This window comes from Burkholderia mycopellens (genome assembly GCF_964265025.1).
Classification (GTDB): Bacteria; Pseudomonadota; Gammaproteobacteria; order Burkholderiales; family Burkholderiaceae; genus Burkholderia.
This window is the reverse complement of record NZ_OZ183803.1, coordinates 604,811-620,127: the sequence shown is the minus strand read 5'-3', so window position 1 is coordinate 620,127 and position 15,317 is coordinate 604,811. Positions and strand designations below refer to the sequence as shown.

Here is a 15,317-nt window from a genome sequence, read left to right as displayed (position 1 = left end):
GTCTCGCATGACGCGTCGCGCGCGTCGAACGCTAGCGCATCACGCTGCCAGCAACCCGTGCGGGTCGATGACGAATTTGCGCGGCGCACCGCCGTCGAACTTCTTGTAGCCTTCCGGCGCCTGGTCGAGCGAAATCACTTCGACGTTGACGATCTTCGCGATCGGCAGCCGGTCGAACAGGATCGCCTGCATCAGGTTGCGGTTGTACTTCAGCACCGGCGTCTGGCCCGTGAAGAACGAGTGCGACTTCGCCCAGCCGAGGCCGAAGCGGATGCTCAGGCTGCCGTGCTGCGCAGCCTTGTCCTTCGCGCCCGGATCGTCCGTCACGTACAGGCCCGGGATGCCGATCGCGCCGGCCGGCCGCGTGATTTCCATCAGCGAGTTCAGCACCGTCGCGGGCGCTTCCTCCGCATGGCCCGACGAACCGTGGCCGTGCGCCTCGAAGCCGACGCAGTCGACCGCGCAGTCGATCTCGGGCACGCCGAGGATCTGCTCGATCTGCTCGCCGAGCGATGCGTCCTTCGACAGGTCGACCGTCTCGAAGCCCATCGCCCGCGCGTGCGCGAGGCGTTCCGCGTTCATGTCGCCGACGATCGTCACGGCCGCGCCGAGCAGGCGCGCCGAGGCGGCCGCCGCCATCCCGACCGGGCCCGCACCCGCGATATAGACTGTCGAGCCCGGCTTCACGCCCGCGCTCACCGCACCGTGATAACCGGTCGGCAAAATATCGGACAGGCAGGTCAGATCGCGGATCTTCGCCATCGCCTGATCACGATCGGGGAATTTCAGCAGGTTGAAATCCGCATACGGCACGAGCACGTACTCGGCCTGGCCACCGATCCAGCCGCCCATGTCGACGTAGCCGTACGCGCCGCCCGCACGCGACGGGTTCACGTTCAGGCACACGCCCGTATGCGTGTCCTTGCACATCGCGCAGCGGCCGCAGGCCACGTTGAACGGCACCGACACGAGATCGCCGAGCTTCAGCGTCTCGACGTCGCGACCGATCTCGACCACCTCGCCCGTGATCTCGTGACCGAGCACGAGGCCGACCGGCGCAGTCGTGCGGCCGCGCACCATGTGCTGGTCGGAGCCGCAGATGTTCGTGCTGACCACTTTCAGGATCACGCCGTGGCCGATCGCGCGGCCGCTCGGATCGACCATCTTCGGATAATCGATTTTCTGGACTTCGACCTGACCCGGTCCAAGATAGACGACACCTCGATTGCTGCTCATCGTATTGTCTCCATGTCTCGTTGGCTGGCGCTGCGGCGCGCCGGATCATGCGGCACACGCGCAACGTGCTGTTCGAGAGTAGTCCGGGAGACAGGGCCACCGACGTCTCAAACGCGACACGCGTTTGAACAACGCCGACATCGATGGCGGAAATGCGAAAGTCGCGCGGGAAGCCTTCGGGCAACCGTCATCCCTGAACCGAATAGCCGCCGTCCACGGGAATCACCGCGCCCGTCACGAAGTCGCACTCGGGGGAGCACAACGCGACGGCGATGCCGGCCAGGTCCCGCGGCTTGCCCCAGCGCCGTAAAGGGGTGCGCGCCAGGACACTGCGCTCGAGATCCGGAAACAGCCGTTTGGCCTCGGCAATCAGTTCGGTTTCGATCCATCCGGGCAGCAGCGTGTTGACCTGGATGTTGTCCGGCGCCCATTCGACGGCCCACGCCCGGCCCAACTGAACGATTCCGCCCTTGCTGGCCGCGTAGGCCGCACCGTAAGTGGTGCCGAACAGCGACAGCATCGAGCCGATATTGACGATCTTGCCGCCGCCGGCGCGCCGGAATGCGGGATGAATGGCCTGCGCGCAGAAATGGGCGCCGCTCAGGTTCGTATCGATGATGCGGTGCCACTCGTCGGCGCTCAGTTCATGCCCTGGCTTGCGGATATTCATTCCCGCGTTGTTCACGAGAATGTCCAGCCTGCCGAAATGCTGTTCCGCCTGCTCGACGGCCGCCACGCACGCGTCGCGCCGCGTGACGTCCGCCTGGACGAACAGGCCCCGCTCGGCGCCTGCCGGCAGCGACGCCAGCGCCGCGTCGCCCTTGACGGGATCGCGGCCGACGAGAACGACGCGCGCGCCGGCCTCGACCATGCCGCGCGCGATGCCGAGCCCGATGCCGCTCGCCCCTCCGGTAATGACGGCCACCTTGCCTGAAAGATCGAACACACGTGCCTCCGATTCGCGTTGCTGTCCCGATAGCGCGACAGCATAGCCCTGCGCGACACGGCGTTGCGCCGGTACGAAGCACGATATTTTCTGCCGTGAATCATGCTTTTTTCGAATCTTTCGGACATCGGCCGACCGGTGCCCGCGGCGCATCGCACAGCGGCGGACGATCAACCGCCGGCATTCTCGCGGATGATCGCCGCGGCGGCCGCATCGGCCTCGCTCGCGACGCCGTCGTGCACGCGCGTGCTGACGGCCGGCGTCGGCGGCTCGCTGTCGAGCGCGTGGCCGTTGCGGTCGTGCGTGTCGACCGTCGCGCGCATCGACAACCCGACGCGCAGCGGATGCGCGGCGAGATCGCGCGCGTCGAGCGCGATCACGACCGGCACGCGCTGCACGACCTTGATCCAGTTGCCGGCCGCGTTCTGCGACGGCAGCATCGAGAACGCGCTGCCGGTGCCCGCCGAGAAGCCCTGCACGCGGCCGCGGTAGGTCACGCGCGAGCCGTACAGATCCGACACGACTTCGACGGGCTGCCCGATGCGCATGTGGCGGATCTGCCCTTCCTTGAAATTCGCCTCGATCCACAGCTGGTTGAGCTGCACGACCGACATCAGCGGCACGCCGGGCCCGACCTGCTGGCCGACCTGCACCGAGCGCTGCCCGATCGTGCCGTCGACGGGCGCGACGATCGTCGTGCGCCTCAGGTTCCGGTAAGCAAGCTTGAACTGCGCGGCCGCCTGCACGACAGCCGGGCTTTCGTCGACGGGCAGTTTGGTGCCGAGCGCACGTGCCGCATCGAGCTGCGCCTGCGCGGCCGCGAGATTCGCCTGCGCGCCGGCCACCGCCGCGCGCGCACGCGCGAGTTCCTCGGGCGCGACGATCTCGACCGATGCGCCCGAGCGCGCCGCGAGCGCGCGCTGCGCGAGCGACAGGTCGGCGCGCCGCGCGTTCACGGCCTCGACGTACATCGTGTTCGAGATCTTCGCGTTCGCGACCTGCCGCACGGCCTGCGCGAGCTGCGCCTTCGCCTGCGCGAATGCGACGGACGCCTCGGTGTCGTCGAGCCGCACGAGCGTCTGCCCGGCGCGCACCGCCTGCGTATCGGCAACCAGCACGTCGGTGACGGTGCCCGGAACCTGCGCGGCGACCTGCACGATGCTGCCCGCGACATACGCGTCGTCGGTATCTTCGTAGTAGCGGTCGCTCAACAGCCAGTATGCGATCCACGCGAGCGCGGCCAGCAGCACGACCGCGAAGAACACGGCGAAGCGCTTGCGGCGCGTCGCGCGGCGCGCGTCGAGTGCCGGGTCGTTCAATGCGGCCGGCGGCGCGGCGGTATGGAGGTTGTCGTGGTGCATCAGTCGCTTTGCGTAACGATCAGACGATCGTGCTGGAACAGGGGAATCGGCGGCATGACCGACGGGCTCGGCACCGGATTCGCCACTGCGGTGTGCGCGAGAACGGGCGCACCGCGAGGCGTCGCGCCGACGGCTGGCATGTGCGCCGCGTCGTCGCGCCGTGCGGAACCCGGATTCGATGCAGCGACGCTCGGCGACACGGCCGCGCGCTCCGCACGGGTATCCGCCGACGGCCCCGGCACCGGCCGGCTCGCGATGGGTGTGGTCGCAGCAGCCACGGCAGCCGCCGTGGGCGGAGCAGCAGAAGCGCCTCGCTTCGCCGCCCCGCTACGCGCCCGATGCACGGCCGGCGCCTGTGCGACCGTTGCCCCTGCATCGAACCCGCCGCCCAGCGCGCCGATCAGCCCGACGCGCAGCGTCCGCTGCCGGCCGAGCAACGCGATCAACTGCGCGCGCTCGTCGATCAGCGTGAGATCCGCGACGTCGACATCCTTCTGCATCAGTACGCCGCGCCGGTGACGGTCGGTCGCGATCTCCACGATCTTCTGCGCGGCCGCGACCGCGTCCTGCTGCTGCGCGACGAGCGTCTGCGACGTCTGCAGCGACGTGACGAACTGCGCGACCTGCCCGAGCGCATCGTCGACGGTCTTGTTGTACAGCCCGATCGCGACATCGGCCTGCGCGACATCCGCGCCGAGCTTCGCCTTCAGCCGGCCGCGATCGAAGATCGGCAGCGAGATCGCCGGACCGATGGAGCCGGCGAGCGCGTCGCGCGAGAACAGCGACGCGGGCGTCAGCGCGAACACGCCGCCGAGCGCGACGAGGTTCACATCCGGATAAAACTGGGCGCGCGTCGAATCGGCATTCGCGAACGCGGCTTCGACGCGCAACCGCGCGGCGACGATGTCGGGCCGGCGCCCCAGGAGATCAGCCGGCAGCCGCGCCGGCAGCGCACCGCCCGCGAACGCGCCGACCCGCGGCCGCTGCAGCGCGAGCCCACGCTCGGGGCCACGGCCCGACAGCACGCCGAGCTGAAGTTGCGCGAGCTTGATCTGCTCGTCGTTCAGCGCGATCTGCGCGAGCAGCTTGCTGCGCTTGATCGATGCGTCGCTCGCGTCGTACGCGTTGTCGAGCCCGCGCGCGGTGCGCTCGCGCAGCACGGCCGTCACGCGCTGGCTGACCTTCAGCTTCTGCTGCAATAGATCCTGCGTCGCATACGCCTGGTCGAGCTGGCAGTACACGGTGACGATCGCGACCGCCAGCGTGAGCCGCACCTGCTCGGCCTCGACCCGCGCCGCTTCGCGCAGCGATATCAGGCTTTTCGTCGCGGCGCGGTTCTTGCCCCACAGGTCGAGCTGGTAGGTCAGCCCGACGAATACCGACGACGGCGAAGTGTTCGGATCGCCGAAGATCTCCACAGGTACGCGGTAGCCGCTAACCGATACGTCGGCGACGTCGTTGCCCGGCTTCGGCATCCGCGCACGGCTGACCGTTGCGCCGGCCGTGCCCGTCAACCCCGTCAACGAATCGAACTGCTGAAGCTGTGCCTGCGCGATCCTGAGCCGCGCCTGCGCGACCTGCAGATCGGGGTTGTTTTGCGACGCCTCGGCGACCAGCGCGTCGAGCTGCGGATCCTGCAACTGCTTCACCCAGTCGGGCGCGGGCCATGCGCCGTTCACGCCGGGGCCGGCCGTGTGCGCGAGTGCATCGTCGGCCGGCGCGTGCAACGACAGCGACGGCAGGAAGCCCGACGGCACGCATCCGCTCAACGCCAGCGACACCGCCGCGGCGACGATCATCCTCGAGCCGCCCTTCGCGCCGCGCGCCGGATCCGCGTTTCCATTCACACGCCGCATTGTGCCCCTCATCCCTGCTGAACGCGCTGCGCCCGCGCGGCCAGACGCGGGCGCGCGCGTTCGAGCGGGCCGAGCCGGCCGAACAGGCCGTCCGCGACGCCGAACAGGATGCCGGCGAGCTTCGCGCGCTTGTCGCGCTCGACGAGCGCGATCTGCACGACCTGCCACACGGTCAGCAGGTTCGGCACGATCGCCACCGGAAAGCGCAGCCCGTACTGCATCCCGAGCTGCACCGCGTTGCGCGCGCTGTAGTAGCGCCGTTGCCACGAGTGATTCATCGACGTCATTTCGAAAGGGCCGATCGCGTGACGCTGCTTTGCGCCGATCCGGTGCGGCAGCACCAGCGACGGCACGACATAGAGCGGCACGTTGCGCGACAGCGCGCGGAAACTGTACTCGGTATCGACGTGATCGATGAACAGCGTCTCGTCGAACCGGCCGAGCACGTCGAATGCGTCGCGCGACACGACGCACCCCGAGGAAATCAGGAACGCGCAGCGCTGCAACGGCGCGCCCGGCTCGATCCGCAAGCGGCGCAGCCCGATCCCGTTGGTCGACAGTTCGGGCAGGAAGCTGCGCGCATTCTCGTCGAAGATGCGCGGGCCGGCCAGGAACGCGCGCCCCGCAAGCCCTGCGCAGACATCGCGCATCGCGGGGAAATACGCAGCCGGCACCGACGAATCCTGGTCGAACAGCGCGACGGCATCGATGCGATCGCGAAACAGCACCGCAAGCCCCGCGTTGTACGCGCCCGCGATCCCGCCGCGATTGCCGTGATGCAGCAGCGTGATGCCTTCGCGCGCGCACAGCTCGCGGGCCCGTACATCGGGCTGCGGCGTGTTGTCGACGACGAGCAGCGCGTCGCACGCGTGCCGCCATGCGCCGAGTGCGTCGAGCTGCGCATCGCTCGGGTGATACAGGATCACGAGTGCGCCAAGTGTCGTCATGCTCCTCTCCTCAATGCCCGAACGACGCCGCCGCGCCGCGTTTCGGCCGCGTCAGCCACATCATTGCCGCGAGTGCGAGACACGTCATGCTCGCCATCCAGAACATGTCGTTGGTCGCCATCATGTAGGCCTGCTGCATCACGACCTGGTGCAGCGTCGTCAGCTCGCGCACGCCGTCCACGCCCATCGCGTTCAGCGTGTGCACGAAGCGCTGCGTGTTCGCCGACGCATGCGTGACGGATTGCGACACGACGTCGTAGTGATACGTCGCGCGGTTGTCCCACAGCGTCACGCTCATCGCGGTGCCGAACGCGGCCGACAGCGTGCGCAGGAAGTTCGACAGGCTCGACGCGGCGGCGAGCCGGTCGTCCGGAATGCGCGACAGCGTCGCGGCGGTCAGCGGGATGAAGAAGCACGGCAGCCCGATCCCCTGGATCAGCCCCGGCGCGGCGATCTGCGCGAACGTCATCTTCAGCGTGAAATGCGCATCCCACGCGAGCACGGCCGCGAACACGAGGAAGCCGAAGGTCGCGAGCACGCGCGCGTCGAAGCGATGCGCATGCAGCCCGACGAGGATCGAGAACACCAGCGCGAGCACGCCGAGCGATGCGGTGGCGAGCCCCGCGTGGAACGCGTTGTAGCCCATCACGGCCTGCATCCACAGCGGGAACACGACGCCGACCACCGAGAAGCTCATCATCCCGAGCGAGATGATCAGCACGCAGAACGAGAACGTGCGATCGCGGAACAGGCCGAGATCGACGACGGGATGCGCCTCGCCCGCCTCCCAGATCAGCAGCGACACGATCGAGAGCCCCGCGATCACCGCCAGCGCGACGATCAGCGGCGAGCCGAACCAGCCGCGATCGTGGCCGAGATCGAGCATCGCCTGCAGCGAGCCGACGCCGATCACGAGCAGCACGATGCCCGGCACGTCGATCGGGCCGGCCTCGCCGCGTTGCGCATCAGGCCGCAGCATCGCGGTGCAGACCGCGAACGAGAACAGCCCGATCGGCAAATTGATCAGGAAAATCCACGGCCACGAGAAATTGTCGACGATCCAGCCGCCGACCACCGGCCCGAAGATCGGCGCGAGCAGCACCGTCATCGCCCACAGCGCGAGCGCGATCGTGCGCTTGTCCGGCGGGAACGTGCGCAACAGGATCGTCTGCGACAGCGGCACCATCGGCCCCGAGCACAGCCCCTGCAGCGCGCGACAGATCACCAGCACGTGCAGGTCGCGCGCGAGCCCGCACAACAGCGACGTCAGCGTGAACAGCAGCACCGCGCCGACGAACAGCCGCAACTCGCCGACGCGGCGTGCGAGCCAGCCCGTCAACGGCACCGCGATAGCGGCCGCGACCGAATACGAGCTGATCACCCAGGTGCCCTGGCTGTTCGATACGCCGAGACTGCCGGAGATCGCCGGCACCGCGACGTTCGTCACGGTCGAGTCGAGCACCTCGATGAAGGTCGCGAGCGACAGCGCGAAGGTCAGCAGCGCCAGCCGGATGCCGCGCACCGGCTGCGCGGCCGGCTGGGGGGCCGGCGCGTCGAACGCGGACGGCGCGACGGGCCCGTCGTGAAGCGGCGACGCGGTGCTCATGCGCCGGCCACCGCGACGTCGGGCCGCATGGCTGACGGCCCGTGCGCCGGTGCGAACCGTTCGATGAAATCGGCGGCGGCATCGCAGCCGTCCCGCTCGGCCGCAAGCAGCGCGCGCGTGCGCGCCGCGTGGGCCGCGAACGAAGGTTCACCGAGCACGCGCGCGAGCGCCGCGCCGAGGCGCGCGCCGTCGATCGGGCCGTCGACGCGCACGCCGCACCCGCTCACGGCAACCCGCTGCGCGTTGTCGAACTGGTCGTGCGCGAACGGCGTGACGACCTGCGCGATCCCGGCTTCGAACGCGAGCGCCGCGGTGCCGATCCCGCCGTGATGCACGAGCGCACGGCAAAGCGGCAGCAGCGTGCGCATCGGCACGAAGTGACGCACGAGCAACCGCTCGCTGCTCCGTGCCGCATCATCCGGCGTCAGCAGGATGCCGCGCGCGCCGGTCGCACGCAGCGCGTCCGCCACCGCGCGCGCATAAGCCGCGTGATCGACAAGTGTCGAACCGGCCGTAAAAGCGACCGGCGGCTCGCCGGCCGACAGAAATGCGTCGAGTTCGACGTCATGGGCCGGCGCCGCGACATCGTTGAACAACGGAAAGCCGCTTTGCAGATGATTCGCGGGCCAGTCGCGCTGCGGCGGCGCGAACCAGCCGGGAAACAGGCACAGCACGCCGTCGGTCGAATGCAGCCAGCGGCCCAGCACGCGGCGCACGGGCGCGAGCCCGAGATCGCGGCGCACCGCGTTGAGTGCGGGGCCGCAGGTGCGATCGAGCACCTGGCGCTCGATCAGCGTCATCAGCGCCGCCTTCACGGGCAGCGGCCAGCGCGCGGGAATCGTCAGGCGCGGGTGCGTCGGCGGCGCATGCGCGGACAACAGCGTCGACGGCGACACCTGCACCGACACGTACGGCGTGCCGTGCAGTTCCTGCATGAAGCGCGCGGAGAACGCCCACAGCGTGCCGACGAGCACCGTATCGCGGTCGGTCAGCGCACGCAGCGCGTCGTAATGCGGGCGCAGCGTCGGCGCGATCACCTGCCACAGCGTGCGAAACGACGTGCGCGGATCCCACAGCGCGGGGTTCGCCATCGCGGCTTCGTAGTCGGCCTGCGTGCCGATCGGCACGAATGTGAACCCGCAACGGCGCACGGCCGCCTCGAACGGCGCGTGCGTACAGAACACCATGTCGTGACCGCGCGACGCGAGCGTACGCGCAACGCCGAGCAGCGGATGCACGTCGCCCGCCGAACCGATCGCGGTCACGATCATCTTCGCCATCGCGCGCCTCGCGGGGTTCAATAGAAGCCGGGAATCAGCGCCGCGACTTCGCGACGGTACTGCGTGTACGCCGGCCCGAAATACCCGGTCAGCCAGCTTTCCTCGACGCGCACCTTGTACGCGAGCGACGCGAACACGAGCAGTACGCCGATCGCGCCACGCCATTCGCCGCCGATCAGCGCCGCGCCGACGAGCGCGACCAGGCAGCCCGTGTAGATCGGGTGACGCACGAGCCCGTACGGCCCGGTGCGGACGAGTTCATGGTTTTCCTTCAGCGTGACCGACACGCTCCAGTTCGTGCCGAGGTGCAGCCGCGCCCACACCGAGAACAGCAGGCCGGCCACCAGCACCGCGAGCCCGCACTGTGCCTGCAGGCCGAAGCGCTGCCAGTCCGGCACGAGCGCCTGCCACGACGGATCGGGCAGGATGATCAGCGCGCCGCCGACGATCAGCGGAATCGACTGCAGCGTGCGCGAGCGCGACGCTTCCTTGCGCACGGTCGTCTTCACGCCTTGCGAAGAGGCGATCCAGTAGGCGAGCCACGCGGCCCACGGAACGACGATGGCGATGGTCTGAACGATATTCACGGCGGGCCTGCCTCGTTGGGATGGGAATTCGGGAGCGCCGCGCGTACCGGACGCACGGCGTTTTGCGTCACGACGACAGCGCGTGCATCGATGCGGGCACGCACGCCTGCGCGGCCGCAAGCGCGATGCCGGCGGCGCGCGACGACTCGCCGCAGAAAAAGTCGAGCAGCGCCGAACGCGTGTATTCGCGCTGCGCGCGGCCTTCGATGTCGAGGAAGTGGCCGGCGTCCGGCACCGTCGCGAACCGCGCGCGCGGCACGTGCGCGCCGAGCTGGCGCACGTCGGCAGGCGTCGTGTATTCGTCACGCTCGCCGTTCAGGAACAGCAGCTCGCAGCCGATGTTCGAGAACTCGCTGAAGTAGCGCTCGGGTTGCAGCGACAGGATCTGGTCGACGTGGAACGCGACCTGGTCCTGCTCGTCGCGCGGCAGGCGCGTGAGATACCGGTAGTTGTACAGCTTCATGATGCGCGGCAGATAGCGGCCGACGGTGTCGTTCAGCAACTGCGCGGCCTTCAGGTTCTCGCCGGCCGCGATGTGATCGCGGGCACGCGTCACGTAGTCGACCATCGCATCGTTCAGGAACGGCGAGAACGAGCAGATCGCCGCGCGCCGCACGCTCGGGCAGCCGCGTGCGAGCGCGAACAGTGACGCGACGCCGCCCCATGACACCGACACGAGGTACGCCGGCGCGAAACGCTCGACCAGGTACTGCAGGATCGCGGCCTCGTCGTCCTTCGTCAGGATGAAGCAGCCCGGGTTGTGCTGGCGCGACTGCCCCGCATACGGCAGGTCGAAGCAGATCGTGTTCATCCGCTCGCCGAGATACTGGACGGTCTGCCCGAACGACGCGGTCGTCGCGAGGGCGCCGTTGACGAGCATCGCCGTGTCGAACGCCGGGTCGAACACGTTCCGTTCGACGTAGACCTTCAGACCATTCGGCAGCGGGACCACGTGTTTTTCGGTCAGCATCGTCGTTCTCCGGTGGATGCGGCGTCTCGACGTCGCGGCATGCTGCAGGTGCGCAATGACTGCGCCGGGTGTTCGCGCGCACTCCGAATCGCGCTGTTGGCCAATGCACCGCGCCCATACCGGCGGCATCGATTCATTCCTCATGGTGCGGCGCCATACTAATACGGACAATATTACTGACTCAAGTCAGTCCAACGATACCCTCTACTCCATTAGGAAATTCGGCAAATTCAAATTATTCCCTCATTTTTTATGGTAAGCGGAATTCACCCGAGGGCGATCGCAATCGTTTGCGAGGAGATGGCAAATCCCTGGTCAATCGAAATATATTCATTTTAAATCAATGTGTTATAAATTTTCACTCACTCATTTAAAACGGATTTTCATGAATAAGTCGTGACGTCGGCTTGCGAGCCGACTTCCATGCCGGACCGAATATCACATAACTCAATATTCTTTCACTCCGTAATCGCTTCGACACCTGCAACGATTAGCCGGATTGATCGCTCACTTCACAAAGCGTTTTAAACAAACTCCAGCTTTTTTAATCATCTTTCAATTATTTTTCCGCACCTGCACAACCCGCGATCGGGGGTCTCGCTCGCCTGCCGGACACCCGCTGAAACCGTCAGACCCCGATTTTTTTGTTGATTGAACGTTCAATAAAAAACCGCTAAGCTCTCGACTTCCATGAACGGCCCGTCCGGGTGAAGGGAGTCGTGATGCCGAAAGTCGGAATGCGGGAGATTCGCCGCGCACAGTTGATCGACGCCACGCTGCGGTCGATCGACGAAACGGGGCTGCCCGGCACGACGCTCGCATCGGTCGCGCAGCGCGCGAACATCTCGACGGGCATCGTCAGCCACTACTTCGGCGACAAGGACGGCCTGCTCGAAGCGACGATGCGGCACGTGCTGCGCGACCTGTGGTCGGCCACCACGCGGCGCCGCGTGGCGGCACGCAAGGATCCGCGCTCGCGGCTGCGCGCGGTCGTCGCCGCAAACTTCGACGACACGCAGGTCAGCGCGCCCGTGATGAAGACGTGGCTCGCGTTCTGGTCGCAGAGCATGCACGACCCGATGCTCAAGCGTCTGCAGCACGTCAACACACGGCGCCTCCACTCGAACCTGTGCGCCGAATTCGCGAAGGCGTTGCCGCGCAAGCAAGCGCGCGAAGCCGCCAGCGGCCTCGCCGCGCTGATCGACGGCCTGTGGCTGCGCGGCGCACTCGCCGGCGGCCCGATCGACACCCGGGCTGCATTGAAGCTCGCCCACGATTACATCGACCTGCTGCTCGCGTCCGACTGACGCGTCACGCAGTCGCCCTCAAGGAGATCCTCATGTCCGTATTCGGTTTGCAGCGCCTCTACATCGGCGGCGGTTACGTCGACGCCACGAGCGGCAAGACTTTCGACACCTTCGATCCCGCCACCGGCGAGTTGCTCGCGCAGGTGCAGCAGGCCAGCGCGGCCGACGTCGACCGCGCGGTGGCGTCCGCACAGGAAGGCCAGCGTGAATGGGCCGCGATGACCGCGATGCAGCGCTCGCGCATCCTGCGCCGCGCGGTCGACCTGCTGCGCGAGCGCAACGACGAACTCGCGGCGCTCGAAACGCGCGACACCGGCAAGCCGATCGCCGAGACGCTCGCGGTCGACATCGTCACCGGCGCGGACGTGATCGAGTACTACGCGGGCCTCGCGACCGCGATCGAAGGGCTGCAGGTGCCGCTGCGCGCCGAGTCGTTCGTCTACACGCGCCGCGAGCCGCTCGGCGTGTGCGCGGGCATCGGCGCGTGGAACTACCCGATCCAGATCGCGTGCTGGAAAACGGCGCCCGCGCTCGCGGCCGGCAACGCGATGGTGTTCAAGCCGAGCGAAGTCACGCCGCTCACCGCGCTGAAGCTCGCGGAAATCTATACGGAAGCCGGCGTGCCGGCCGGCGTGTTCAACGTCGTGCAGGGCGACGGCTCAGTCGGCGCGCTGCTCACCGGCCACCCGGATATCGCGAAGGTGTCGTTCACCGGCGGCGTCGAAACCGGCAAGAAGGTGATGTCGCTGGCCGGCGCGTCGTCGCTGAAGGAAGTGACGATGGAACTCGGCGGCAAGTCGCCGCTGATCGTGTTCGACGATGCGGATCTCGACCGCGCGGCCGACATCGCGGTGACCGCCAACTTCTTCAGCTCGGGCCAGGTCTGCACGAACGGCACGCGCGTGTTCGTGCACCGCTCGATCAAGGATGCGTTCACGCAGCGCGTGCTCGAACGCGTGAAGCGCATCCGCGTCGGCAAGCCGACCGATGCCGACACCAACTTCGGCCCGCTCGTGTCGGCCGCGCAGCTCGACAAGGTGCTCGGCTTCATCGAGAGCGGCAAGGCCGAGGGCGCGAAGCTGCTCGCGGGCGGCACGCGCCTGACCGACGGCCACTTCGGCAGCGGCCAGTACGTCGCACCGACCGTGTTCGGGGATTGCCGCGACGACATGAAGATCGTCCGCGAGGAAATTTTCGGGCCGGTAATGAGCATCCTCGATTTCGAATCGGAGGACGAAGTGATCGCCCGCGCGAACGACACGCACTACGGCCTGGCCGCCGGCGTCGTGACCGAGAACCTGTCGCGCGCGCACCGCACGATCCATCGTCTCGAAGCCGGCATCTGCTGGATCAACACGTGGGGCGAATCGCCGGCCGAGATGCCGGTTGGCGGATACAAGCAATCCGGTGTCGGGCGCGAGAACGGCATCACCACGCTCGAGCACTACACTCGAATCAAGTCGGTGCAGGTCGAGCTCGGCCGCTACAACCCGGTGTTTTAAAGAAGGAGAATCCGTCATGACGACACGCGAATACGACTACATCATCTGCGGCGCCGGTTCCGCGGGCAACGTGCTCGCCACGCGCCTGACGGAAGATCCGGACGTCACGGTGCTGCTGCTCGAAGCGGGTGGCCCCGACTACCGCTTCGACTTCCGCACGCAGATGCCGGCCGCCCTCGCCTATCCGCTGCAGGGCCGCCGCTACAACTGGGCGTACGAAACCGACCCCGAGCCGCACATGGACAACCGCCGGATGGAATGCGGCCGCGGCAAGGGGCTCGGCGGCTCGTCGCTGATCAACGGGATGTGCTACATCCGCGGCAACGCGCTCGACTACGACAACTGGTCGACGCACAAGGGCCTCGAGAACTGGACCTACCTCGACTGCCTGCCGTACTTCAAGAAAGCCGAAACGCGCGACGTCGGCCCGAACGACTATCACGGCGGCAACGGCCCCGTGTCGGTCACGACCAGCAAGCCGGGCGTGAACCCGCTGTTCGAAGCGATGGTCGATGCCGGCGTGCAGGCCGGCTATCCGCGCACCGACGACCTGAACGGCTATCAGCAGGAAGGCTTCGGCCCGATGGATCGCACCGTCACGCCGAAGGGCCGCCGTGCCAGCACCGCGCGCGGCTACCTCGACCAGGCGAAGGCGCGGCCGAACCTCGAGATCGTCACGCACGCGCTCGCCGACCGCATCCTGTTCGACGGCAAGCGCGCGTCGGGCGTCACGTACCTGCGCGGCAGCGAACGCGCGACCGCGCAGGCGCGCCGCGAAGTGCTCGTGTGCAGCGGCGCGATCGCATCGCCGCAACTGCTGCAGCGCTCGGGCGTCGGCCCCGGCGCGTGGCTGAAGGAACTCGACATTCCCGTCGTGCTCGACCTGCCCGGTGTCGGCCAGAACCTGCAGGATCACCTGGAGATGTACATCCAGTACGAGTGCAAGGAGCCGGTATCGCTGTACCCGGCACTCAAGTGGTGGAACCAGCCGAAGATCGGCCTCGAATGGATGCTGAACGGCACCGGCCTCGGCGCGAGCAACCACTTCGAGGCGGGCGGCTTCATCCGCACGCGCGACGACGATCTGTGGCCGAACATCCAGTATCACTTCCTGCCCGTGGCGATCAACTACAACGGCTCGAACGCGATCGAGATGCACGGCTTCCAGGCACACGTCGGCTCGATGCGCTCGCCGAGCCGCGGTCGCGTGAAGCTGCGCTCGCGCGATCCGAACGCGCACCCGAGCATCCTGTTCAACTACATGGCCGAAGCACTCGACTGGCGCGAGTTCCGCGATGCGATCCGCGCGACGCGCGAGATCATGCGGCAGCCCGCGCTCGACCGCTATCGCGGCCGCGAGCTGAATCCGGGCGCCGACTGCAAGTCCGACAAGGAACTCGACGCGTTCGTGCGCGCCCGCGCGGAGACCGCGTTCCATCCGTCGTGCTCGTGCAAGATGGGTTACGACGATATGGCCGTGGTCGATGAAGAAGGGCGCGTGCACGGGCTCGACGGCCTGCGCGTCGTCGATGCGTCGATCATGCCGATCATCACGACCGGCAACCTCAATGCGCCGACGATCATGATCGCCGAGAAAATCGCCGACAGGATTCGCGGGCGCAAGGCGCTGGCGCGGGTGGAGGTGCCTTACTTCGTGGCGAACGGGGCGATGGCGAGGAATGTCGCGAAGGCGGTGCGGCAGCCGGAGACGGTTTGACG

The 15,317-nt window shown here is 67.6% G+C and carries 12 protein-coding genes; 3 read left to right on the top strand and 9 right to left on the bottom strand.

Features of this window, described 5'->3' with window-relative positions:
• Positions 1 to 39 precede the first annotated feature (39 nt).
• The 9 genes from fdhA to ACPTTC_RS21030 all read right to left on the bottom strand — a co-directional run bounded on the left by fdhA (position 40) and on the right by ACPTTC_RS21030 (position 10,789).
• Positions 40 to 1,236: a formaldehyde dehydrogenase, glutathione-independent gene (fdhA, locus tag ACPTTC_RS21070; protein ID WP_059525191.1), complete on the bottom strand. Its 1,197-nt coding sequence runs from the start codon at positions 1,234 to 1,236 to the stop codon at positions 40 to 42.
• 187 nt (positions 1,237 to 1,423) lie between these two features.
• Entirely contained in the window at positions 1,424 to 2,356 is a 933-nt protein-coding gene (locus tag ACPTTC_RS21065) for an SDR family NAD(P)-dependent oxidoreductase (RefSeq protein ID WP_423393757.1), read from the bottom strand.
• Positions 2,353 to 3,543, bottom strand: a complete 1,191-nt coding sequence (locus tag ACPTTC_RS21060) for an HlyD family efflux transporter periplasmic adaptor subunit (RefSeq protein WP_423393756.1) — start codon at positions 3,541 to 3,543, stop codon at positions 2,353 to 2,355. Before ACPTTC_RS21060 ends, ACPTTC_RS21065 begins: the two co-directional genes overlap by 4 nt.
• A complete protein-coding gene (locus ACPTTC_RS21055; RefSeq protein WP_423393755.1) occupies positions 3,543 to 5,399 on the bottom strand; it encodes an efflux transporter outer membrane subunit in 1,857 nt (618 codons plus the stop codon). The genes ACPTTC_RS21060 and ACPTTC_RS21055 overlap by 1 nt, the downstream gene beginning before the upstream one ends.
• A gap of 8 nt (positions 5,400 to 5,407) precedes the next feature.
• Positions 5,408 to 6,346 carry a glycosyltransferase family 2 protein gene (locus tag ACPTTC_RS21050; RefSeq protein ID WP_423393754.1) on the bottom strand — a complete coding sequence of 313 codons (939 nt, stop codon included), beginning with the start codon at positions 6,344 to 6,346 and terminating at the stop codon, positions 5,408 to 5,410.
• 10 nt (positions 6,347 to 6,356) lie between these two features.
• A complete protein-coding gene (locus ACPTTC_RS21045) occupies positions 6,357 to 7,952 on the bottom strand; it encodes a DHA2 family efflux MFS transporter permease subunit (RefSeq protein WP_423393753.1) in 1,596 nt (531 codons plus the stop codon).
• Complete coding sequence (locus tag ACPTTC_RS21040) at positions 7,949 to 9,232, bottom strand: glycosyltransferase (protein WP_423393752.1); 1,284 nt, start codon at positions 9,230 to 9,232, stop codon at positions 7,949 to 7,951. The genes ACPTTC_RS21045 and ACPTTC_RS21040 overlap by 4 nt, the downstream gene beginning before the upstream one ends.
• A 17-nt stretch (positions 9,233 to 9,249) precedes the next feature.
• Positions 9,250 to 9,819 (bottom strand): methyltransferase family protein, encoded by a 570-nt coding sequence (locus tag ACPTTC_RS21035; protein ID WP_423393751.1) that lies wholly within the window; start codon positions 9,817 to 9,819, stop codon positions 9,250 to 9,252.
• A 67-nt stretch (positions 9,820 to 9,886) separates the two neighbouring features.
• Complete coding sequence (locus tag ACPTTC_RS21030; RefSeq protein WP_226196189.1) at positions 9,887 to 10,789, bottom strand: alpha/beta fold hydrolase; 903 nt, start codon at positions 10,787 to 10,789, stop codon at positions 9,887 to 9,889.
• Positions 10,790 to 11,511: 722 nt separating this feature from the next.
• Here ACPTTC_RS21030 and betI point away from each other — a divergent pair.
• The 3 genes from betI to betA are packed head-to-tail and all read left to right on the top strand — an operon-like array spanning position 11,512 to position 15,315.
• Positions 11,512 to 12,096: a transcriptional regulator BetI gene (gene betI, locus ACPTTC_RS21025; protein WP_226196190.1), complete on the top strand. Its 585-nt coding sequence runs from the start codon at positions 11,512 to 11,514 to the stop codon at positions 12,094 to 12,096.
• Positions 12,097 to 12,128: 32 nt separating this feature from the next.
• The gene (gene betB, locus ACPTTC_RS21020; RefSeq protein WP_175954620.1) at positions 12,129 to 13,598 is read left to right on the top strand and encodes a betaine-aldehyde dehydrogenase; all 1,470 of its coding nucleotides are present in this window, start codon (positions 12,129 to 12,131) and stop codon (positions 13,596 to 13,598) included.
• Positions 13,599 to 13,614: 16 nt separating this feature from the next.
• The gene (gene betA / locus ACPTTC_RS21015) at positions 13,615 to 15,315 is read left to right on the top strand and encodes a choline dehydrogenase (protein ID WP_423393750.1); all 1,701 of its coding nucleotides are present in this window, start codon (positions 13,615 to 13,617) and stop codon (positions 15,313 to 15,315) included.
• Positions 15,316 to 15,317: the final 2 nt, after the last annotated feature.